22 protein-coding genes are annotated in these 21,212 nt (G+C 37.3%); 11 read left to right on the plus strand and 11 right to left on the minus strand.

Annotation, left to right across the window (positions count from 1 at the left end):
• Window positions 1-11: 11 nt before the first annotated feature.
• A complete protein-coding gene (locus ESZ26_RS16755; RefSeq protein WP_146800664.1) occupies window positions 12-701 on the minus strand; it encodes a TorF family putative porin in 690 nt (229 codons plus the stop codon).
• Between the two features lie 451 nt (window positions 702-1,152).
• Here ESZ26_RS16755 and rpe point away from each other — a divergent pair, with 451 nt between their 5' ends.
• Together rpe and trpS are read left to right on the plus strand one after the other, a co-directional pair.
• A complete protein-coding gene (gene rpe, locus ESZ26_RS16760; RefSeq protein ID WP_146800666.1) occupies window positions 1,153-1,827 on the plus strand; it encodes a ribulose-phosphate 3-epimerase in 675 nt (224 codons plus the stop codon).
• 39 nt (window positions 1,828-1,866) lie between these two features.
• Window positions 1,867-2,871: a tryptophan--tRNA ligase gene (gene trpS / locus ESZ26_RS16765; RefSeq protein ID WP_146800667.1), complete on the plus strand. Its 1,005-nt coding sequence runs from the start codon at window positions 1,867-1,869 to the stop codon at window positions 2,869-2,871.
• A gap of 88 nt (window positions 2,872-2,959) precedes the next feature.
• On the opposite strand, the gene ESZ26_RS16770 is transcribed toward trpS, so the two are convergent.
• Together ESZ26_RS16770 and ESZ26_RS16775 are read right to left on the minus strand one after the other, a co-directional pair.
• The gene (locus ESZ26_RS16770) at window positions 2,960-3,934 is read right to left on the minus strand and encodes an FHA domain-containing protein (RefSeq protein WP_146800669.1); all 975 of its coding nucleotides are present in this window, start codon (window positions 3,932-3,934) and stop codon (window positions 2,960-2,962) included.
• Window positions 3,925-5,178, minus strand: a complete 1,254-nt coding sequence (locus tag ESZ26_RS16775) for a S1C family serine protease (RefSeq protein ID WP_146800671.1) — start codon at window positions 5,176-5,178, stop codon at window positions 3,925-3,927. The genes ESZ26_RS16770 and ESZ26_RS16775 overlap by 10 nt, the downstream gene beginning before the upstream one ends.
• A 141-nt stretch (window positions 5,179-5,319) precedes the next feature.
• Here ESZ26_RS16775 and ESZ26_RS16780 point away from each other — a divergent pair, with 141 nt between their 5' ends.
• The 8 genes from ESZ26_RS16780 (at window position 5,320) to ESZ26_RS16815 (ending at window position 13,407) form a co-directional block, all read left to right on the plus strand.
• A complete protein-coding gene (locus tag ESZ26_RS16780; RefSeq protein WP_146800673.1) occupies window positions 5,320-5,742 on the plus strand; it encodes a CBS domain-containing protein in 423 nt (140 codons plus the stop codon).
• 144 nt (window positions 5,743-5,886) lie between these two features.
• Complete coding sequence (locus tag ESZ26_RS16785; protein WP_146800675.1) at window positions 5,887-6,699, plus strand: penicillin-binding transpeptidase domain-containing protein; 813 nt, start codon at window positions 5,887-5,889, stop codon at window positions 6,697-6,699.
• Between the two features lie 231 nt (window positions 6,700-6,930).
• Window positions 6,931-9,108, plus strand: coding sequence for a TonB-dependent receptor (locus ESZ26_RS16790; protein WP_146800677.1), 2,178 nt, complete (start codon window positions 6,931-6,933; stop codon window positions 9,106-9,108).
• A 332-nt stretch (window positions 9,109-9,440) separates the two neighbouring features.
• Complete coding sequence (locus ESZ26_RS16795; protein ID WP_070375663.1) at window positions 9,441-9,665, plus strand: FeoA family protein; 225 nt, start codon at window positions 9,441-9,443, stop codon at window positions 9,663-9,665.
• Window positions 9,665-11,881: a ferrous iron transport protein B gene (feoB, locus tag ESZ26_RS16800; RefSeq protein WP_146800679.1), complete on the plus strand. Its 2,217-nt coding sequence runs from the start codon at window positions 9,665-9,667 to the stop codon at window positions 11,879-11,881. Before ESZ26_RS16795 ends, feoB begins: the two co-directional genes overlap by 1 nt.
• Before the next feature lie 178 nt (window positions 11,882-12,059).
• The gene (locus ESZ26_RS16805) at window positions 12,060-12,455 is read left to right on the plus strand and encodes an MmcQ/YjbR family DNA-binding protein (protein ID WP_146800705.1); all 396 of its coding nucleotides are present in this window, start codon (window positions 12,060-12,062) and stop codon (window positions 12,453-12,455) included.
• 406 nt (window positions 12,456-12,861) lie between these two features.
• Complete coding sequence (locus ESZ26_RS16810; protein WP_223271696.1) at window positions 12,862-13,146, plus strand: DUF6482 family protein; 285 nt, start codon at window positions 12,862-12,864, stop codon at window positions 13,144-13,146.
• Window positions 13,147-13,149: 3 nt separating this feature from the next.
• Window positions 13,150-13,407 (plus strand): DUF3081 family protein, encoded by a 258-nt coding sequence (locus tag ESZ26_RS16815; RefSeq protein WP_146800681.1) that lies wholly within the window; start codon window positions 13,150-13,152, stop codon window positions 13,405-13,407.
• A gap of 131 nt (window positions 13,408-13,538) precedes the next feature.
• Here the strand turns inward: ESZ26_RS16815 and ESZ26_RS16820 are convergent, their stop codons facing one another.
• Genes ESZ26_RS16820 through ESZ26_RS16835 form a run of 4 tightly spaced genes read right to left on the minus strand, consistent with a single transcriptional unit; the run spans window position 13,539 to window position 15,826 of the window.
• The gene (locus ESZ26_RS16820) at window positions 13,539-14,285 is read right to left on the minus strand and encodes an SDR family NAD(P)-dependent oxidoreductase (RefSeq protein WP_146800683.1); all 747 of its coding nucleotides are present in this window, start codon (window positions 14,283-14,285) and stop codon (window positions 13,539-13,541) included.
• Entirely contained in the window at window positions 14,248-14,673 is a 426-nt protein-coding gene (locus ESZ26_RS16825; protein WP_146800685.1) for a thiol-disulfide oxidoreductase DCC family protein, read from the minus strand. The genes ESZ26_RS16820 and ESZ26_RS16825 overlap by 38 nt, the downstream gene beginning before the upstream one ends.
• Window positions 14,674-14,681: 8 nt before the next feature.
• On the minus strand, window positions 14,682-15,122 hold the full coding sequence (locus ESZ26_RS16830; RefSeq protein ID WP_146800687.1) for a DUF3429 domain-containing protein: 441 nt from the start codon (window positions 15,120-15,122) through the stop codon (window positions 14,682-14,684).
• A 29-nt stretch (window positions 15,123-15,151) separates the two neighbouring features.
• Entirely contained in the window at window positions 15,152-15,826 is a 675-nt protein-coding gene (locus ESZ26_RS16835; RefSeq protein ID WP_146800689.1) for a flavin reductase family protein, read from the minus strand.
• A 299-nt stretch (window positions 15,827-16,125) separates the two neighbouring features.
• Between ESZ26_RS16835 and ESZ26_RS16840 the strand changes: the two genes are divergently transcribed.
• Window positions 16,126-16,899 carry a MipA/OmpV family protein gene (locus tag ESZ26_RS16840; RefSeq protein WP_146800691.1) on the plus strand — a complete coding sequence of 258 codons (774 nt, stop codon included), beginning with the start codon at window positions 16,126-16,128 and terminating at the stop codon, window positions 16,897-16,899.
• A 13-nt stretch (window positions 16,900-16,912) separates the two neighbouring features.
• On the opposite strand, the gene ESZ26_RS16845 is transcribed toward ESZ26_RS16840, so the two are convergent.
• From ESZ26_RS16845 to ESZ26_RS16860, 4 genes are all read right to left on the minus strand, one after another.
• Window positions 16,913-17,347 (minus strand): hypothetical protein, encoded by a 435-nt coding sequence (locus ESZ26_RS16845; RefSeq protein ID WP_146800693.1) that lies wholly within the window; start codon window positions 17,345-17,347, stop codon window positions 16,913-16,915.
• An 84-nt stretch (window positions 17,348-17,431) separates the two neighbouring features.
• The gene (locus tag ESZ26_RS16850; protein WP_223271697.1) at window positions 17,432-19,201 is read right to left on the minus strand and encodes an alpha-amylase family glycosyl hydrolase; all 1,770 of its coding nucleotides are present in this window, start codon (window positions 19,199-19,201) and stop codon (window positions 17,432-17,434) included.
• Window positions 19,202-19,214: 13 nt separating this feature from the next.
• Entirely contained in the window at window positions 19,215-20,444 is a 1,230-nt protein-coding gene (locus tag ESZ26_RS16855; protein ID WP_146800695.1) for a glycosyltransferase family protein, read from the minus strand.
• A gap of 3 nt (window positions 20,445-20,447) precedes the next feature.
• Window positions 20,448-20,927 (minus strand): HAD-IIB family hydrolase, encoded by a 480-nt coding sequence (locus ESZ26_RS16860; protein WP_146800697.1) that lies wholly within the window; start codon window positions 20,925-20,927, stop codon window positions 20,448-20,450.
• Window positions 20,928-21,212 lie beyond the last annotated feature (285 nt).

Below are 21,212 nucleotides of genomic sequence, written 5' to 3' on the forward strand. Positions count from 1 at the left end.
CTTTAATGGGCTTATAAGTCGATATCAACAGCATAAGAAATGACAAATTTCATATCATCATTATCGATATCAGTATCAGATACCGCAAAGGTGAAGCCGTCTTTACTTAAGCTAACACTGTAATCGTTATAATCTTCTGCGATCATGGCGTCATCAAAAGAATAATCACCAAGATGAAAGGCTAAGGTTAAACCGTCAGCTATTTCAAACTCTGCACCGGCTGAAATATATAAGCTGGCATCAGCAAACGCAGCACCGTCGTCGTTATGAATTCCGTAACTTGCTGAAAGTGAAAAATATGAATAACCCAAAGCACCATATATTTCACCAAAATCATATTCGTTAGTACTATCAGCCTGTGCTGAGTCAGGGTAGGCGTAATAAATATACCCCACATCATAACTAACATCTTTGTTTAATTGACCACTAAAACCTAAGTAGAAGTCTACTTCAGCACTGGCATCATCACCAAAATCGACATTTGAAGCCCAAGCCCCAGCATAAAAACCAGAATCGTCTGCATAGTCGATACCACCAGAGATAGCTGCAGCATTGTCTGTTTGGCTAACACCACGCCATATATAGTTACTACTAGCGGCAACATTAGCAGATAAACCTTCAACAGCTAATGCTGGTGTTGATAACAATGAAGTAGCGGCAAGTAAAGATGTAAGCGATATCGATAATAGTGTTTTTTTCATAATAGTCTCTTTGTGTAGTAGTTTTTTATTTAATATTTTACGGCTACACCATACATTGCAAGGTGGGTGCCTGAGCGGCACAATAATACAAACAAATTTTGTTGTTTTATTTCAATAGCTTGGTGTGGCTATTTTTTATGCTTTAATAGGGGCGTGATAATAGACGAGCTTTTTTGGTGCAATTAAAACGTAAACGCTCATAAAAAGTGCATCAAATATCGGCTAATGTTGACTTATTATTGCTAGGTGATTTTTAATGATACCTTTCGCGCTATAGTCGAAGAGTGGTAATAAAAAATAGTGAATAGAGCAAAAGAATAATCATCATTCGATATTAATGTCTCGATTGATGATTAACATTCAGTTAAATAACGCTTGCGCGCATGAATCTATAGAGTTTTCCCTTAGGTCGTTGTTATAATGCGGGGCAATATTCTAAAAAGGTTTATCTATGTCTTCATTTTTAATTGCTCCTTCTATTTTGTCTGCTGATTTCGCACGTTTAGGTGATGATGTTGCTAATGTTTTAGCTGCGGGTGCCGATGTTGTGCACTTTGATGTAATGGACAATCACTTTGTGCCTAATTTAACTTTTGGCCCAATGATTTGTCAGTCGCTACGTGATTACGGTATTACGGCTCCTATTGATGTTCATTTAATGGTCAAGCAGGTTGATAGTTTAATTCCAGGCTTTGCTAGAGCTGGCGCTGACATTATAACTTTTCATCCTGAAGCAAGTGATCATATTGATCGAACTCTGCAGTTAATAAAAGACCATGGCTGTAAAGCTGGGCTGGTACTAAATCCTGCTACACCGTTACATTGCTTAGACTTTGTCATGGATAAACTTGATGTTATCTTGTTAATGTCAGTTAACCCGGGCTTTGGTGGTCAATCGTTTATTCCCACCACATTAGATAAACTGAGATTAGTAAAAGAGCGCATCATTGCGAGCGGACGTGATATACGTTTACAAGTTGATGGTGGTGTTAAAGCGGATAATATTGCCGAAATAGCGGCGGCGGGCGCTGACATGTTTGTCGCAGGGTCAGCCATTTTCTCAAAGCCAGATTATAAGCTGGCGATTGATGAAATGCGCAGCGAATTAGCTAAAGTTAGCCAATAGTTTAATCAATAAATAAATCAAATAAAATAAAGGGAAATCATGAGTAAACCTATCGTATTAAGCGGCTGTCAGCCATCAGGTGATTTAACCATTGGTAATTATTTAGGTGCGTTAAAACAATGGGTTAGCATGCAAGATAGCCATGAGTGCTATTACATGTTGGTTGATCAACATGCTATTACTGTTCGCCCAAATCCAGCTGATTTGCGAAAGGCGACGCTTGATGGCTTAGCCTTGTATCTAGCCTGCGGCGTTGACCCAGAAAAGAGTACCATTTTTATTCAATCACATGTCCCTGAACATGCTCAGCTTAGTTGGGTGTTAAATTGTTACACACAAATGGGCGAATTGAACAGAATGACACAATACAAAGATAAGTCGCAAAAATCTGAAGCAAATATGAATTCAGGTTTATTTACTTATCCAGTATTAATGGCGGCAGATATTCTTCTCTATAATGCTGACCGTGTGCCCGTTGGTGAAGATCAAAAGCAGCATCTAGAATTAGCCCGTGATATAGCGACCCGTTTTAATAACCTTCATGGTGACACATTCACTGTGCCAGACCCTTATATTCCTGAATTTGGTGCGCGAGTAATGAGTTTACTTGAACCAACTAAAAAAATGTCAAAATCTGACACTAATCCAGGTAATTTTATCGGTTTATTAGAAGACCCGAAAAAAATCAGTAAAAAAATTAAGCGCGCCATGACTGACTCTGATGAAGAAGCCAATATCTATTTTAATATTGAAGAAAAGCCAGGTGTATCAAATTTATTGTCTTTATTGTCTTGTTGTACAGGCGAAACTGTAGAGCAGTTAGTGCCACAATATAAAGATAAAATGTATGGGCATTTAAAAGGTGATGTTGCTAATGCTGTGGTTGCTTTATTAGAACCTATTCAGCAACGATATCATCAAATCCGTGAGGACCAAGCTTATTTAGATTCGGTGATGAAAGCCGGCGCTGAAAAAGCATCAGCTCGAGCAAGTAAAATATTAGCAAAAGTTTATGATGCGGTAGGTTTTATTCCTCGCCCTTAATGTGTGGTAACCACTAAGCCTTTCTCTTATCGGCTAACCAATAAAAAAGCTAACCTGTCCGTTAGCTTTTTTTATTGGTTAATCAGCTTTACTTGTCTTCTAGTGCAGCTTCTTGCGCATCGTTAAATAGTGCTTTGCTATTCTCAAGAAAACTTTGGACATTATTGCTGTGAGTAAATAAGTAACTTGGTGCCATTAAGGTGGTATTAAAAGTAGGTCGGATACTGAATTCAGGTTTTTTACTGAACTGAATTAAGAAGCTACCACCAAACAATAGCAGTGTCATACAACTTGCTATTACTGTTCTGCGTCGATTGGTCATATGAAAACCAATTTGGCAATTTAGCCAGAATAAACAAAATGCTAATACAATAGGTAAAAAAGCGGCAAGCAGGCTGAGTATTGACTGAGATGAAGCATTAAAGCTGGTAATGTTTTCAATAAAATCACTTAGCCACATCAAATTATAAAAGACAAAACAGATGCCTAATTGTCCCCAAAACCGAGCATCATGCTTGGTTAAATGAGAAACTAAAGCAACACCAATAGGCCAAAGTGCGAAGAGTAAAGTCATGCCAATGGCTGGTACTAAAAGCTGAGTAAAATTGACTTCTACAGGGTTGTGAAGGTTAAATAACCAACCGGTAACACTGGCAAATAATAAAATATTTACTGCTAAAAAGATAGGATGTCTTGTTAAGGTTAAAATGTTTTCAAAAGGGCTGAAACTTACACTTTCAGGTACTGGGTGATCGGGAAAAACAATTCGCACTAAACTTTTGCCAATCATAAATACTTGTCCAGAACGAACTATGTGTTGATGAACCGCTGATTTTGTTTTTGAAAACTCATCGTCATAAAAGCTACCATTAATAGAGCCTTCATCGTTTAACACCCAATGTTCACCATTAAAATTCAGGCTAAGGTGCTGGGCACAAATATGTGGGTCAGCCATAATAATATCATTATCATAACCTCGACCAATATTGATGTGATTGTGCATAAATTTATGTCGAGCTATTAATTTATGGGCACGAGTAATTTCTTCTATGATTATTTCCATGAAATAGACTCCATAAATTTCTCTGTAAACTTGAGTGCACTATTTTGTGTTACGCCAGCGACGGTAAAGTGGCTAAGTAACGCTTGGTCACCCTTATCAACAGAAATGGCGATGTATAAAACGTCAAATAATTTAGGGAAATCTTTGTAGGCTCGGGTACAAAAAACTGATTTGTTGGTAATTGCTTGGTTTGATGGTGTAACAATATCGTGCTGACATTGAAATTCAGTAACATCATCTTTATCTGCTTTGTTTCCCGGCATGACTTGCGTTAATTGTCGCTCAAATATTTGATAAAACTTAGTGTCACTAAGTTCTTTTGCTTGCATATAGCGATATTCCATTTCAATAGAGCCGGTGAAAAAATCATTTGAGATGTAAGTGTTTTCATCCAACGAACAATTAGCGACAACGGCTAAAACAATAGCATCTGCTTTGTCAGCGTTTGACTCTCCCCAGCAACGAATAAAAGGAATATTAACCACGGGAATTAAACCTTCTCCTAAAGGGCGCATCTGCCATTCGCTATTTAACAAGGTGGTGATTAATTTGTCTTGATTATCGGCAAGTTGTTGCGCCATTTGTGCTGCAATACTTTTAGGTTTAGCTGTTTTGTAACGCTGGTATAAGTTAAGCAGTTTATCGTGTGGTACTAAAAATCCGATCTGATTACCTGAGGTCGCAACATTTATCCCAACGACTTCAGCGTTTTTATTAACGACAGGTCCGCCACTCATCCCAGAATTTACTGAACCGGTAAAATGGATACGGTCGTTAAAAGATTCATTCTTCAAACCATTGTAAGTGCCGGGCACGACTATCATGCCTAAATCGTGCGGGTTACCTAACGAATAAAGCTCTTCGCCTTTTTGGGGAACACGCTTTGCAATTTTAAAGAAAGGCATATCGCTATCAGCCGCTCGTTTGACTAAGGCTAGGTCATTGATAACGTCAACACTTTGCAAAGTAAGTGGGGCTTTTTTACCTTGGTGATCAAAAATTTCAATGGTGTATTTATTGGGATGACGTGCATAACCGGAAATAACGTGATAATTGGTCGCAATTAAACCGTCGGCACTAATTTGAAAACCGGAGCCAATAGATGACTTTTCACCGCTGGCAATGTCTATAAGTCGTATTTGATAAAGTGACGGTGCAAGTTGTTTGAATATTTCTTCTGCTTGTTCGGTAGCATAACTTATTGTGCTCACACACAATAAAATTAAGGTAGTTAAACCTTTCATTTATATTCCTTATTTTTAATCTTAGTTCATTGTGCCATTGTTAGGTTAATTGTCATCTATTATCCCCAAATAAAGTAAATTCTCTTTGTTGTTTGTTAATGTATTGTATAGTTAATAATAAAGTGACTAAAAGGTAGCACAATGAAAATAGCAAGCATCATGACCAAAGCATTTGTCAGCGTATCTTTGGATGATACATTATTGACGATAAAAAATATTTTTGAAGATGCTAATTTTCATCACTTGCTGGTTGTCGATAATAAACAATTATCAGGGGTTATTTCAGATAGAGATCTTCTTAAGGCACTCAGTCCTAATATAGGCACTGCCGCAGAGCTAGCACGAGATTTAGCAACCTTAAATAAGAAAGCACATCAAATACTGAATCGTAAATTGATAACCTTAACGCCTAACGCGAATGTTTTTGATGCTATTGATATTTTTAATAATACTAAAACGTCGTGTATCCCCATTGTTGATGAAAATAGTAACCCGGTAGGTATATTAACTTGGCGAGATATCATGAAAACCTTAGGAGAGAGAAATGCAGAACGAAATAATTAATATAATAAGCAATCAAGGTATTGGCTGACTTTAAAGTAATAAGCTGACCTAAATCATGATTATTGATGAAATTTTCGGTATAAGTTGTGAGGAGAAACTGAATTGTTTACCGTGGTTTATCTCTTATTTATTAAGGACAATACGTTGAAAAAAATTATTATATTGGCCAGCCTGTTATTTTTTACACAAACGCACTTGGTACAAGCGGATGCAACAACTGAACTATGTCTTGAAGGTGATACTTGTACTTTTGTTTTACTTAGTGAAATGAATGGACGGAGCCAACAAAGCGAGTTAACCGTTATTAATGACAAACGTGCTAAAGAGCAATTGTCTCCATTTTCTACCTTTAAAATACCCAACTCGTTAATTGGTTTAGAGCTAAGTGTAATTAAAGATACTGAGCAAACGCTAACGTTTAATAAAACGACTTATCCACCACAAGCATGGTGGCCATCAGTGTGGAAACTTCCTCAGTATAATTTAAGGAGTGCATTTAAATATTCAATGGTGGCGGTTTTTCGTCAATTAGCCAGTGATATTGGTGAAGCTAATCTGCAAAGTTATGTCAAAAAATTTGCTTATGGTAATCAAGATATTTCTTCACAATTAGATGATTTCTGGCTAAATGGTAGCTTAAAAATATCGGCAATGGAACAAGTGCAGTTCTTACAACGTCTGTATCATAATCAGCTTGATTTAAGGTCTGAAACGTTCGATTCATTAAAATCAATTATGTTGATTAAAGCAAATAAGCATACAAAAATTTATGCCAAAACAGGTGCAGGAAAAGTTACTGACGGTAGTATGTTAGGTTGGTATGTTGGCTTTGTTGAAAATACTCAAGGTGTACACTTTTTTGCTTTTAACTTCAATCGAGATACCTATGCTGAAATGAAAGCGGTGCGCGTAAAAATAGCCATGAATCATTTGAAAAAACTAGGCATTGTTCAGTAATACTAGCTGCTCATTATCTCACTTAAGCACTTTTATCCGCCCGGTAAGTCAGGTTCTTTATTAAATAAATATAACCCTTCTTAAACGGCTTGCTTGACCTAGGTCAAGCAAGCCGTTTTTTATTGCGACAATATGTCGCACTTCTTTGTTTTTACTTTGTTTTAATTAATTATTGCTAACACAATAGCGTCAATTCTATTTGGTATACTTAAACAAGTAAGTGAAATAACTATGACGTTTTCAATTAAACCCATTGCTTTGGCAATAAGTTCTACTCTACTTTCTAGCAGTCTTTTGTCGGTAAGTGCTTTTGCGAATAATGTGGTTGATTCAAATGCTAACCTCGACGACATTGAAGTGATCACCATCACTCATCAACGTCATCATCTTGGTATTGAAAATAATGAAAGCTATGCTCAAGGGAAGACTACCGAGCCTGATTTAGCTAATTGGTTAAAGTCGGTACCTGGTGCAAATGTCAACAGTAATGGTCCGGTAACCGGTATTGCACAATATCGTGGTTTATATGGCGACCGAATTTCAACAACGCTTGATGGACAAGCTGTTATTGGCGCTGGTCCTAATGCTATGGACACACCCTTAAGTTATTCTACCCCGTTAATTGTTGAGTCTATGACTGTTTATCGTGGTATCGCGCCAATTTCTGTTGGCATAAATACCCTTGGTGGCGCTATTGATGTAAAAATGCGTAAAGCGGAAGCCTATAACAACGAAAAACTTACCGTAAATGGTGATTTACAAGCCGGTATTCGAAGTAATAATGAAGCGCAGACTTTATCTTCGGTCGTTAACCTTACCCAAGGTAATATTGCTGGGCTTTTTTATGGCAATGTTCAAGAAGGTGAGAATATGGAAAGTGGCGATGGGAAAAGTATATCGCCAACTGATTTTTCTAAACGACAATTTGGCACCGACTTACGTTATTTCGGCGCTAATAGTGAAACAGGTTTTAGTTACCATTATACCGATACACAAGATTCGGGTACGCCCGCTTTACCCATGGATATTGAATATATTTATAGTCACCGGGCAAGTGTAGACGGTAATTTTACCTTGGCAGATTGGCAAGCCAACTGGTTATTAGGTTACACCGATGCTGATCATGGTATGACTAACTTTGAAAAGCGATTGAATAATAATTCTGAAAAACACCGTCGCAATAATGCTAGTGGAATTACAACTAATTTTAAGTTTACGCTGGGTAAAGCTTTTACTTTTGGTGAATTAGAATTTGGTTTGGATGGATATTTAGCTAAGCATGACTCTGTGATCACCAACCCAAATAACGCCATGTTTGCGGTGGTAAACTTTAATGATGTCGAAGATGATCGCTTTGGGCTCTTTGCACAGTGGCAGCAAACCTTTAACAAGACTAAAGTTCAACTAGGTGTTCGATTAAAAAGAGCTGAATTAGATGCAGGTCAAGTGTCAACCTCAATGGCAATGATGATGCCGATGGGCTCAGAAATGATGGGGAATATGAATTCAACTATGCCAACAATGGCTGATTTAGCCATAGATTTACGGGATAACTTTAATAACAGTGATCACCGTGTCAATGACACCAATATTGATATTGCGTTAAGCACTGAAACTCAATTATCGACAGATTTCTCATTATATATTGGCGTAGGTGTAAAAAATAGAGCGCCTGCTTACCAAGAGCTTTATTTATGGACCCCGATGGAGTCAACTGGTGGGCTAGCCGATGGTAACACTTATGTGGGTGATATCGATCTTGCAAGCGAGACCGCTTATCAAGTGGATGTGGGTTTTACCTATCAAACCGAAAAAGTTATGATTGCGCCTCATCTATTTTATCAAAACATTGATGATTATATTCAAGGTACGCCACTCGGTATGTCAGATATGTCAGCAAAAATGATGGCTCAAATGATGGCGAGTGATAATAACCCTCTAAAATTTAGTAATGTAGATGCTAAGCTTTATGGTGCTGATGTAAATGGCTATTACGCTATAAATGATCAAATACAATTATCAGCAGTGGTCAGTTACGTGCGGGGTGAACGTCGTGATATTAATGATAACTTGTATCGTATTGCGCCGTTGAATGGTCAGTTAAGTGCTAATTACTTTAGTGATAATTGGTCCGTAAATATGGTTTTAGTGATGGCAGCAGCACAAAAAGATGTTTCATTAACTAATGAAGAACAAACAAGTGCTGGTTATGGTGTATTGAATATGGACGCTCAATATTATGTTAATAATAACTTAACGCTGCGTTTTGGCGTTGATAACCTGCTAAATAAAGAATATCAAAATCACTTAGGGGGTTATAACCGAGTCAAAGGCAGTGATATCACTGTTATGGATCGTTTACCTGCACAAGGGACTAGTGCTTGGGCTGAAATGACATATAGCTTCTAAATTTTAGACAATATTTTTATAAAAACAGCATATCACTGACAAGTTACCAGGATTGTTAGTGATATTTTTTCGAGTGGATAGTTAGTTTTTATCATGATAACGTTTTTATTCTTTTACCTCTCCTTCAGATTTAGGAGAGCTGCGTTGATAAATTCACTCTATTTTTTAATCTGTTTATATCGAACGCTTTATAAACCATTAAATTTTAAATCAAATTTATAAGTAGATTAATTTAAGCTGATTTAGATCAATTCCTCTGTTATATACGCTTGCTGAAAAGTTAATAGTAAAGTAGAATCAAATGATAATCATTATTATTTGAGTTGTTGTTTATGACCCTTTCACAATTAACCCGTACCCAGCGAGCGGTGATCCGCACGTTACCGACAAACTTCGATTTGACTTCAAAGTTAATCGAGCAGGGTTTTGCGTTAAAAACTGAAATATCATTAGCCCATAAAGCGCCATTTAATGGGCCACTTGCCTTTCATCTTCATGGTACTAAAATTTGCTTAGCACCGAGTATCGCTCAACAAATAGGTATAGAAATCGTCTAATGTCACAAGCTTTACATTTGGCTCTAGTTGGCTTTGCCAACTCAGGAAAAAGCACGTTTTTTAATGCCTTAACGGGTGCGAAACAACAAACAGGAAACTGGACTGGTGTCACTGTAGCGACAAAACAGCATCATTTTTCATTTAATAATGAGCAAGTTTTACTTTCAGACTTACCCGGTATTAGCTCTCTTGCCACTCGTGCTGAACAAAGTAAAGATCTGTCTATTACCCAAGATTTTCTTAAGAATAACGACATTGATTGTTTAATCAATGTCGTTGATGCGACGCAATTAAAGCGTCAATTGTATTTAACAACTCAATTGCTTGAACTCGGTTTACCGGTATTATTGGTTATCAATAAATCAGATCGAAAAGAAGCGCAAACTGTTGATATAAATATTTTAGCCAAAGAGCTTGGTTGTAAAGTAATTATTGCTAACAGCTTAGCTAAAGATACCTTAAAGCAAGTTGAACAGGCTTTACTTGAATTACCTCCAGCAAGTGAACGTCCAAAAAAATTAATATTATCAGCCAATATTGTCAATAAACTCGCTGATAAAAATTCAACCGAAGTGTTAATTGATCTTGAATGTGGCTCTTGTAATGATCAAGGTGCCTGTCAGCAAACCAATACCGATGCTATTAGTATTATGCAGGCGCGTTACGAGTTTATTCAACAGTTATTGCTCGATGTTAAAAAGGACTTACCGGCTTCCAAAAAAGCACCGGCAATAAGTTTAAGTGATCGCCTTGACCATTTTATCCTTCACCCTTGGTTAGGCGTGCCCATTTTCCTTGGCATGATGTACTTATTATTTATGTTTGCTATTAATGTTGGTAGCGCTTTTATCGACTTTTTTGATATTTTAGCCGGCGCTATTTTTGTTGATTATCCGCAACAATTTTTATCAAGTTATGACTTACCTCAGTGGTTGCTAACCTTAATTGAGGGAGCGGGTTTAGGTATTCAAACGGTCGCGACTTTTATTCCAATTATCGCTTGTTTATTTATTGGCTTATCGATTTTAGAAAGCAGTGGTTACTTAGCGCGTGCAGCGTTCGTGGTTGACAGTGCTATGCAAAAAATTGGTCTACCCGGCAAAGCTTTCGTTCCTTTAATTGTTGGTTTTGGCTGTACGGTTCCTGCGGTAATGTCGGCACGAATTCTTGATAGTGAACGTGAACGTATCACCACCATAATGATGTCACCGTTTATGTCTTGTGGGGCACGCTTACCAGTATATGCTTTATTTGCTGCGGCATTTTTCCCTGATTCGGGGCAAAATTTAGTTTTCTTATTGTACTTAATCGGTATAGCTGCAGCACTCTTTACTGGCTTTTTATTAAAGCACACCGTATTAATGGGCAAAAATTCTGTCAATATTATGGAATTACCGCTTTATGAAATACCTAAGCTTTCTTATCTCGTGCATCGTGTTTGGCAACGTACGCGGTCTTTTATTTTGGGGGCAGGTAAAACGATTGTCTTAGTGGTTTGTGTACTTAACTTCTTTAACTCATTAGGTACTGATGGTCAGTTTGGTCACCAAGACTCTCAAGAATCCGTATTAAGTAAAAGTGCTCAGGTTGTTACCCCTTTGCTTGCACCTATGGGTATTAAGGAAGATAACTGGCAAGCCAGTGTTGGCATTATTACTGGTTTGTTTGCGAAAGAGGCATTAGTGGCTACGTTCAATAGTTTATATACTGATACGAATGCCGAGCCAGAAGCATTAAAATCAATGGCTGAGCTGTGGACTGACGCGACGGATTCAATAAAAGAAAACTTATTAGGCATTCAAGCTGATGATCCTTTAGGGACTGATATCGGAGATGTGTCAAACTTACATACCGCCGCAGAACAACAAGGCGTTAATGAAGGAACATTCACCGTTATGCAGGCGGCATTTGCCGGTAAAATTGGTGCATTTAGTTACTTGTTATTTATTTTGCTTTATACACCTTGTGCCGCAGCTATGGGCGCAATAAAGAGTGAGGTTGGCAGTCGTTGGGCTGGATTTGCGGCTTTATGGAGTTTTTCACTGGCCTATTTAGCGGCGACATTTACTTATCAAGTGGCAACTTTTGCTACTAATCCGTTGTCAGCGGGAATTAGCATCACCATCGTCATTGCCATTTTTGCAGCGATATATTATTGGTTAAAGCGTTTCGGTAAAAGTATTTTAACAATTCCAACACAAGTTTCTTATTATTAATTTAAGCTGAGTTAAGCTTTTGCTAAAAATACCGATAAATTATTTATCGGTATTTTTTTGGCTGAAACTTCTGCTTATCTTGCTCACTAACCCAAAGTAACGCTTTATTGCTATGCTTAAATTCATTAGACCGTAAATTTAAGCCTTTAATGTATAGAGATAAACGCCAATGACATCTATGAACCAACAAATGGCTGAGCACTATTTATTAGCTAAATCTGCAAGCTCGCTTTATTATCCATTTGGCGATGACATTAGCGTTTTTAAGGTCAAAAATAAAATTTTTGCCACGATTTCTCATGGTTCAAACGCTAAAAGTGCCAAGGTTGCAGAAGACGCTAAAGGCCACTTTTGGATGAACCTAAAATGTGCCCCTGATGAGGCAGAAATATTACGTGATATATTTCCAGGCGTCATCCCTGGCTATCATATGAATAAATCTAATTGGAATACTATTATCTTAGATGGCTCAATTCCTCAGGGCGAGCTAGAGCGAATGATAGATAATTCTTATTTACTCGTGGTCAGTAAAATGACCAAGAAAGATCAGCAATCAATTCTAATCCAGCTGTAGTGACTATGCCATATAGATGATAAACCGAGCTATTCGCTTAAAAGCGTTATCTGTTGATTTAACTGTTTGAACTAATCAATTTACTATGTACAACCCTCAACGGCGTGGTTATCCCACTTTGTATATACATACTCTGGGCTTTTTTGATATGAGCAAGGCTACCAGAAGATACACACTTCCACTCATCCATTACATGGAGATGGAGATACCAGACAGTTTTACTCTTCATAGATGTTCCCTAATGGCTGTATCTCAATATTAGTTAAAGGATAATAGCGATAAGCATCTTTTGACAAACGAGATATTTTAAAGTGATAGGTTAGAAAAATTCAACTATGAATTTTACTAAAGTTGATCTTTAATGATCGTATCACCGTAATGATAGCTATACTTAAGTTGGAGAATTATGATGATGAATACATTAACTAACAGTAATCAAGTACCTATGCCCACTATTATTGGTGTCGCTGAATCGACCCATTATTTAGTTGGATCGGTTGATTCTCTCAATAATTTTATTGGTCTAAACCAATCTAGAGATGTTGCTGTGATGGGATCCTTAGTTGAAGCTAAAAATTATCTTCGAGATAATAATATATTTAATGCTGCACTAGAGTATCAAACAGCTTATGATGAAATGTGCGGCACCAGCAGTACTAGCGGTCGATGCAGCCAAATGATTAAGTTTTAACTGATGAAAGATAGACAATTAACGCTAAGAGATTTTTTAGAAATCTATGACCACATTACTAAAGAGGGCACGAAACTCGATGGTGTTTATCAATATTCTGGTATTAAAGCTTGGCATGATTTTGATGGATATACATGTTGGTTAGGCTATAAAGACTTAACAATAACTTTGTTATTTCATGGCAGATTCTCGATTGAATATGATAATAAAGTGACACTTGAATCTTTTCATAAAATAGCTGACGATTTTACTAAAAAATAATAACTTTTAATGAACAATTTTAAATAAAAACTGTAAATCTCATTGCAGTTTTTTTATTGTCTCTTAATTTCAATAGCCTACATCAACAAGTTAACCCCAAATAGTTAACTTTTAACGGCGACAACTATTAGTTACCAATTAATAGACTTTCCCTGCCAATCAAGGTAACTCAAGGTATGATCAATAGGCGTATCAGCAACAATTGTTAGCAATTGTTTAGCAACAAATTCACTGGTAAAAAGTTTATCTGCAGGGACATTTTTTTGAAAAGGTTTAGACAAAGGCGTATCTGTGGTGCCGGGATGAAAAGAAATTAATTTTATATTCTTTGCTCTTCTTGCCAACTCAATAGATGCAGTTTTAAGCATCATATTTAATGCTGCTTTTGATGCCCTATAACTATACCAACCACCTAACTTGTTATCATTTATGCTACCGACACGGGCGCTAAAAACAATAAATTTACAGGGTGACTTCCTTGTCAGTATTGGTGTCAACTTCTGAACCCATAACATTGGGGTTAATGTATTTGCGCTTATGACTTGCTGAAACGCTTGTGCATCGAAGTCTTCTAGACGTTTTTCTGGTTGAAATGTTTCACTATGTAGTATGCCGTTACAGACAAATACTTGGCTTATGGGTAACTCACTATGTGCAACTAAATCAGCTATAGCATTGTCTATTGATTGCGGTTGGTAATCTTTAACGGTAATTTTTTTAACTTTAAGGCTATTTTGCTCCTCAACAGTGTCTTTCTCGTCAATGGCTTGTCGACTAATAAGAATAAGCCCAGTATCAGCCAAAGAAGCTACTTGAGAGGCAATTGCTTTGCCAATGTCGCTATTTGCGCCAATGATCAGTGTTAGTTGATTTATCATAACAAGTTCCTGAATTACAGTTTGCTGTTTTTATGCCAAAAACTTTGGCGAGAAGTGCTGAAATTTGATGACGGTATTTAGCCAGTCCTAAGTAAACCCAGTGGCTTACTGTTTTAAATACTGGCCAATTAAGAGGAGCTACCCAAAAACCTTTACCAACAAGTGTCCAAGCCCTATGTGTTACCTCTAAACCGAGCAAAACTTTACCATTATAAGTTGCATGTAATATTTTCATAGCTGCTGAAAAATCAATTGCAGGATAAAGGCTTGAAAAGTTTTCTTGATGTATATCGACCAAAAATATGATGTTGTCTTGATCATGCCTTTTTAGGTGGATCATTTCAGTTGCACACATCGGACAGTTGCCATCATAGAATATAGTTAGCATGAATTTTCCTAAAAGTTATTGGGTACATAAAAGAACCACAAATAATAAGCACTGGTATGCAGTGAGAGCACAATAAAAGTTAACCAAAAACGCATTCGCATGTAACCGACATCAAAATCGTTTACTTGCTCTACCATTGCTAATTTTTTTTCATATAAAAATAAAAACATAAAGCTGAACGCCAATACTATCAATGCCAAATCACCGGGCATCAGTAAAGTGGTAAAAGCGATTAAGCTTAATAAATTACTGATAATTTGCTGTATTAGCCGAGTATTGTCTTCTGCTTTACGCCACAATGTGCCCGCAATAAAACTGGCTATAATAGCGCTATAGGCTATGAAAGCTTGTTGTGCGAAGACAGATGAGTCTTTTAGCCCAACACTCAGATATAAAAAACCTGCAAAAGGTAATAAACCAAGATAGCCAAGTAACTGCCAACTTTTCATTTTTGTCCCCAGAGTCCAGTGACGCTTATTTAGATTTCAAATGAATTACCGTCAAGTGTATTGCCATCAAGTGAAATTTCTATAGGCTGAATTTCTGGCTTCGCATAACTCAATCGTGATAACCGTTGACTGGTGTGGTAGCTATCTAGTCCTGATATGGCAACCGTACCTAATGATTCGATATCAATATAGCCATCGGCTTTGATAGCGAGGTCATCACAAAGAATATCAGTGATTTCACCTATGACTAATTGGGTACCATTAAGTTCGATTGGCACTATCTCACGCAGTTTTAAGGCGTACTTCAAGTGGCTTTCTTTAACGAAAGGTGCATTGATACCGGCAACGTTATGAGGGGTTAAACCGGTTTGTTCAAATTCTGATTGGTCGGCATCGTAACGCGCTGATGTTTGATGGGCCGCTTGCCAAAAACTTTCATTAACTTGATTTATGGTGAATTGTTTAGTCTGCAAAATGTTTTCTAAAGTATGACGTTCTACGATGTCTGGGCGAGTAATAAAACCCACTAGAGCAGGTGAGGCACCTAAATGGACAACAGAGCTAAATATCGCTAAATTGTTATGGTTTTGCTTGTTGCGTGTACCAATGAGATTAGCGCTTTTAAATCCAGATAAACTATTGATCAGTTGAGCTCGGTAGCGTGCATCCATCTCTAACAATTGGTTATGGCTCAAGTGTTTCATTTTAAGTTTACCCGATAATATAATTTATGCTTAGTTGTACGTAGTTTAGGCCAAGGTCGATCACCTCGCTAAAATATTTTTATTATTGTACCTAGCTAAAAGTAAAGACAAGGTTGAACTTTACGCTTTGTTATAATAAATATTATTTTTAATAAGCGCTTATTAAATTAACACTGAAAAAATAGAGTTATGATAAATGTATAATAAGTTATTGTTAGATTAATCTCATCAGAGGTTTAAACCTCATGCTACTTTTAAACGTATAGCGAGTATGATAAAAATTTAGTAACAATCATCCAATGATAAGAAATATTTATAAAGCGTTAATACTAATTTTATTTTTTCCCTCTTTTTATGTCTTTTCAGAGCAGGGGACGGCCGTAGCAGCTGAACGTAAAAAAGCCACAGGCTTTTTATATGGCGCAGGTATCAGTGTTAATAAAGAGATATATAAAGGCTATAACACACGCACAATGCCTTTACCTTTGTTTGGTTATCAAGGTGAAAACTTATCGGTATTTGGGCCCTTCATCAATTACAAGTTATTAGATGCTAATCGTTTTACCCTGTCGGCAAAACTAGCGCCGAGGCTTCAAGGGTTTGATGAATCGGACAGTGCTATTTTCAAAGGGATGAGAAAAAGAAAAAGTTCATTTGATGCAGGAATTGGCATTGACTATCAAAAAAATGATTGGAAAATTGTACTTACCTCGATGTTTGATGCGCTAAATCGATCAAATGGTTTCGAGATAAAATCAACGATTGGTCATGTTTTTAGGTATGGACCAATATTTTTCGAGCCCTCAATTTCACTAAGTTTCTTAGATAAAAGCCATGTCGATTATTATTATGGTGTTTCTAAAGACGAAGTGAACCAAAATAGGGGGGCTTACCTTGGTCATAGTGGCGTTAATAAGAGTCTTGGGCTTTCAATTGCAACACCTATTTTTTTTGCTGGATATACCCGCTTAAATCTCGAATACACTTGGTTTGACAAAAGTATTACTGAGAGTCCTTTGGTTGAAAACAACAGTAGTTTACAATTACTTTTTGTGTTTACGAAAAACTTCTAGCACTACCATTAAGCTAAACTAACTCGTAAGCAGATAATCCTTGTGCTGTAGTAAAACCATACTCACTGAGCCAGCTAATCGCTTTATCTTGGTCAGAAAATATTCGCCTCTCAAAATTACTCCTTGTTTCAATTGCCATTTTATCGAGGTACATTTTTTTCATCATTGATTCATTGGCGACTTGCGCTGATTTTTCTAAACCATTTAAAATACAAAAAGCGGCTAAATCATCAACAATAGGGACAATTTCAGGAACACTTATTTGCCAGTCATCTAAGAAGACTAAATGTGCCCATCTTTGTGTTTTTAACAATTTTACTTGCGCCATAAACGCTTGTGAAAAATCCTCTGCACACTCTTTATTCCAAGAACCTGTTAAGCGCGCGATAACTATATTATTACTCACCTGTAATTTGAATTCACCATGAGGTGCAAAATAATCATTCATTGATAGTCCCCAGCTATTTCAAAGCTAATCTGCAGTTAATACCAAAATTATTTTTAGTATAGCGTTTATTTTTAACTTTTCACTTTATATATTTGATATCCATACTGTTTGATAAGGTGATAATATAAGTTCATGGTTTAAATCAGTTATTTTTACTTGAGTAAGCAGTTCAAGCCATGATTCGGTAATAATTAAGTTCAACTCACTCAAGGGTAATACTACCGGTTGATCAGAAATATTACTGACACAAAACATGCTTTGTTTTCGGTCTTTACTTTGTCGCCAAAAGCCAAATAATTGCAAACCTAAATGTAGGGTAAATTGCGTTGCGTTAGGGTGAAAGGCGGGTTGTTTAATTCTTAACGCCAATAAAGATTTTAATGATGAAAGCACTTTTGCATGGTGTAAGTTACTGTCATTAAGCGCTTCTTCTAAAGCCTCTACATGCCAGCGACGCCTGTTAATTGCTCGGTTATGATGGGTATTTGCTAATTTTTGGTAATCATTTTGTGTGCCTAGCATGCTGTGAATGTAGATACCTGGTATGCCTTCAAGGGCAAACATGATGGCATGTGCACAAATAAAACGCTCAAAGTTCCACTGATCTTTACCTTGCACTGTGCCTTGCATGGCATCATAAAGTGATATGTTCATTTCATAGGCTTTTTGTTGGCCGGTGTCTGTAGTGCGCCATGATATTTTGCCACCAAAATTTTCTACTGCTTGTACTAAGTTATTCAGCTCAGCTTCATCTAATAATCCTTCTGCCGGGCGCAAACCAATACCGTCATGTGATGCAATAAAGTTAAAATACATAGTGCCGTCTTGTGCAGGTGGCATACTCATCAGCCAGCGTTTAAGATACAAACAGTTACCGGTCAGTAAGGTATTTAATAACAACGGTGGCAATGAAAAATTATAGATCCCATGGGCTTCATTGGCATTACCAAAATAAGTGAGGTTCTGCGTATTGGGGATATTGGTTTCAGTAATAATAACAGCGTCTTGTTTAGCTGACTCAATAAGCGTCCTTAATAACCTGACAACCTCGTGAGTCTGGGGTAAGTTAATACTGGGTGTTCCTACGACTTTCCACAAAAACGCGATGGCATCTAAACGAAAGATTTTTACACCCATATCAAGGTATTGTTTAATAATAGAAGCGAAAGCTTTTAACACTTCAGGGTTACGAAAGTCAAAATCAACTTGGTCATGACTAAATGTGCACCAAACAAATTGTTTGCCTTTACCTGTTTCAACTTCCTTTAACAGTGGCGATGTTCGTGGTCTGACAACAGCTGACAAGTCATCATCAGCAAGTGCAGTAAAAAAATAATCGCTGCCTTGTCCTTCACCTTTAATGAAATTGTCAAACCATGCACTTCTGCTTGAACAATGATTGATGACTAAATCAGACATTAAACGATAATGCTCACTTATTTGGGTAATATCTTGCCAAGTACCTAACGACTCATTCACCGATGAATAGTCGATAACTGAAAAACCATCATCGGAACTATAAGGGAAAAAAGGTAAAATATGTACGCTGTTAATCGTATTGCTAACCTTAGTGTCTAAAAATTTTTTCAGCGTTTTCAGCGGTGCTTCATCAGTCTTAACTATGCTATCGCCATAGGTTATTAAGATAATATCTTCTTCTGACCAATGATTTGAGAAAGGCTTCGCCGCCATTGTTTGTTTAGATAACTCCATGATATCAAGCAGAGCTTGGGCAATATCACCTACTGACTTTTCAAGCTGAACATCGTGATAAATAGTCGAAAGCTGCTGAATTAACTTTTCTTTTAAATTACCCTGCAATTTAGGTTTTAACTGATTATCTTGCGTTGGCATATGGCACCTGTTTTTATAATGCTTGACTGAATTCTTCGTTATCTAACTCTACCGCTTCTTTTAGTTGCGATAAAATATCAGGTATGGCACTAACCACTCGATTCCAAGAAGGAATAAATGGCGTATCCATGGGTTGATCTAAGAAGGTATTGCCCGCGGTTAATATATTCTGTGCGAACATCTCAACGGCTTTTTCTTCATTATGAATATCAAGGGTAAGGCCATTCATCATGGCATCATTTCGATAAGTTTCGACATAATCCAAGGCAATTCGATAGTAAGTCGCTTTCAATGTTCTGAACTTTTCTGCAGTGAAGGTTTCACCTTGGGTAGCAAGTTTACGAATAAAGGCTTTACTGATATCAATCGACATCTTTGATAAACCGCCATCAGTACTATCTAAAGATAAATCTTGATGCTTATGATCGTAGGTCGCCGCAATATCAACTTGGCATAAACGGTTAGGCGAATAGTTGCGATACATTTCTGAGAGCACGCCAATTTCAAGGCCCCAATCACTAGGAATACGAATATCGTTTAATACATCTCGACGGAATGAAAACTCACCAGCTAAAGGATATAAAAAACTGTCCATGTATTCTAAATAGTCACAATGACCGACTGTTTTTTTCAAGGCCTTAATTAGTGGTGTTACTAATAGACGAGACACACGACCATTTATTTTTCCTCCGGCAACTCGCGCATAAAACCCTTTGGCAAACTCGTAATTAAACATAGGGTTAGCAACAGGGTAAAGTAATCTATCTAGTAGCTCACGTTCGTAGGTTAAAATATCACAGTCATGTAGGGCAATTGACTCAGCTTTACCCGAAGCTAAAATATAGCCCATGCAATACCAAACATTACGGCCTTTACCTAACTCTTTAGGGGCTAAACCTAAGGCTTGTAATTTTGCATCTAGCGCTTGTAGTCTTGGACCGTCATTCCATAATACTCGATGATGTTGCGGCAGTTGACCAAAGAAAGTTAAGGCGTGTTTATATTGCTCAAGATCGGCACGGTCAAGACCAATAACTATTTCTGATAAATATTCGACATCTTTAATTTTATTAATAATGTCGGGCAAGGCCTTACCTTCTAATTCAGAAAATAATGAAGGTAAAATAAGCCCTAAAGAGCGTTTTTTAGAGAAGGCTAGTAATTCAGCTGCCATATCTGCTGGTTCACGCTGTGCTAGGTTATGTAGCGTGGTTACGGTACCGTTTTGATAAAAATCAGCCATGGTTTACCTCTTAGTAATAGTAGAAGATGAAAGTAGTTGCTTTGCTAGCAGGGTTTGTAGTGCTTGAGCCCAACCCTGAGGACCATAATCTTGTGTACGAGTTGTTTTAAATTGGCGATAGAGTTTGGGAAAGTTATGCACGGGTGAACGAATTTGTACCGCGATATCTGCGGCTTCTAGCATTGGGCTATCATTCTGACCATCCCCCAAGGCAATGGTCAGAATTGCAGGGTTATTAAAGTTTTCTCGATATTGCTCTGTGAGCCAAATTAGGGCTTGGCCTTTGTCACAGTAGCCTCCGATATGCATGAACCGACCCCCTTGAACAACATTGGCGCCTAAATCAATAAGATGTTCTATAAAGTTATTTTTGCTGACCTCATCACCCAACCATTGAATGGGTTCACCATACTGGCGTTGCTGGGCGCGCTTAGCTTCTGCTAACGACAGTCCTGTTATTTCGGTAAGGTCAGTTGCCGACATCGTGGAAAAGCCGTGATAATACTTTTTAAATTCATCCGTTTGTTCAGCTAATAACGTTAACCAGTGCTGCCTAGGTAAACAGAAAGATTTTACCCAATAATCACCAACAATTTCAGTGTCGGCAGGTTGTACTGAAAAAGTTGCTGTAGGTATATAAATAACCTGAGAACTGGATAAGGATTGAACTAATTGCCCACCTCGCGATCAGATCTTTCGACTAAAAACGATTTGAAAGCAACAGAGGTGGGCAGATGAATAAGTTAATAGATATATTTTGTGATGTCG

It is taken from the genome of Colwellia hornerae, assembly GCF_007954355.1.
GTDB lineage: Bacteria > Pseudomonadota > Gammaproteobacteria > Enterobacterales > Alteromonadaceae > Colwellia_A > Colwellia_A hornerae.

Coding starts and splice junctions, on each gene's coding strand:
- ESZ26_RS16795 (WP_070375663.1), top strand. CDS start 9,441: ATGACCCTTTCACAATTAACCCGTACCCAGCGAGCGGTGATCCGCACG.
- ESZ26_RS16850 (WP_223271697.1), bottom strand. CDS start 19,201: ATGCCAACGCAAGATAATCAGTTAAAACCTAAATTGCAGGGTAATTTA.
- ESZ26_RS16835 (WP_146800689.1), bottom strand. CDS start 15,826: ATGAAACACTTGAGCCATAACCAATTGTTAGAGATGGATGCACGCTAC.
- ESZ26_RS16755 (WP_146800664.1), bottom strand. CDS start 701: ATGAAAAAAACACTATTATCGATATCGCTTACATCTTTACTTGCCGCT.
- ESZ26_RS16780 (WP_146800673.1), top strand. CDS start 5,320: ATGAAAATAGCAAGCATCATGACCAAAGCATTTGTCAGCGTATCTTTG.
- ESZ26_RS16860 (WP_146800697.1), bottom strand. CDS start 20,927: ATGTCGGCAACTGACCTTACCGAAATAACAGGACTGTCGTTAGCAGAA.
- ESZ26_RS16805 (WP_146800705.1), top strand. CDS start 12,060: ATGAACCAACAAATGGCTGAGCACTATTTATTAGCTAAATCTGCAAGC.
- ESZ26_RS16840 (WP_146800691.1), top strand. CDS start 16,126: ATGATAAGAAATATTTATAAAGCGTTAATACTAATTTTATTTTTTCCC.
- trpS (WP_146800667.1), top strand. CDS start 1,867: ATGAGTAAACCTATCGTATTAAGCGGCTGTCAGCCATCAGGTGATTTA.
- ESZ26_RS16810 (WP_223271696.1), top strand. CDS start 12,862: ATGATGATGAATACATTAACTAACAGTAATCAAGTACCTATGCCCACT.
- ESZ26_RS16790 (WP_146800677.1), top strand. CDS start 6,931: ATGACGTTTTCAATTAAACCCATTGCTTTGGCAATAAGTTCTACTCTA.
- ESZ26_RS16820 (WP_146800683.1), bottom strand. CDS start 14,285: ATGATAAATCAACTAACACTGATCATTGGCGCAAATAGCGACATTGGC.
- feoB (WP_146800679.1), top strand. CDS start 9,665: ATGTCACAAGCTTTACATTTGGCTCTAGTTGGCTTTGCCAACTCAGGA.
- ESZ26_RS16855 (WP_146800695.1), bottom strand. CDS start 20,444: ATGGCTGATTTTTATCAAAACGGTACCGTAACCACGCTACATAACCTA.
- rpe (WP_146800666.1), top strand. CDS start 1,153: ATGTCTTCATTTTTAATTGCTCCTTCTATTTTGTCTGCTGATTTCGCA.
- ESZ26_RS16815 (WP_146800681.1), top strand. CDS start 13,150: ATGAAAGATAGACAATTAACGCTAAGAGATTTTTTAGAAATCTATGAC.
- ESZ26_RS16830 (WP_146800687.1), bottom strand. CDS start 15,122: ATGAAAAGTTGGCAGTTACTTGGCTATCTTGGTTTATTACCTTTTGCA.
- ESZ26_RS16845 (WP_146800693.1), bottom strand. CDS start 17,347: ATGAATGATTATTTTGCACCTCATGGTGAATTCAAATTACAGGTGAGT.
- ESZ26_RS16770 (WP_146800669.1), bottom strand. CDS start 3,934: ATGGAAATAATCATAGAAGAAATTACTCGTGCCCATAAATTAATAGCT.
- ESZ26_RS16775 (WP_146800671.1), bottom strand. CDS start 5,178: ATGAAAGGTTTAACTACCTTAATTTTATTGTGTGTGAGCACAATAAGT.
- ESZ26_RS16825 (WP_146800685.1), bottom strand. CDS start 14,673: ATGCTAACTATATTCTATGATGGCAACTGTCCGATGTGTGCAACTGAA.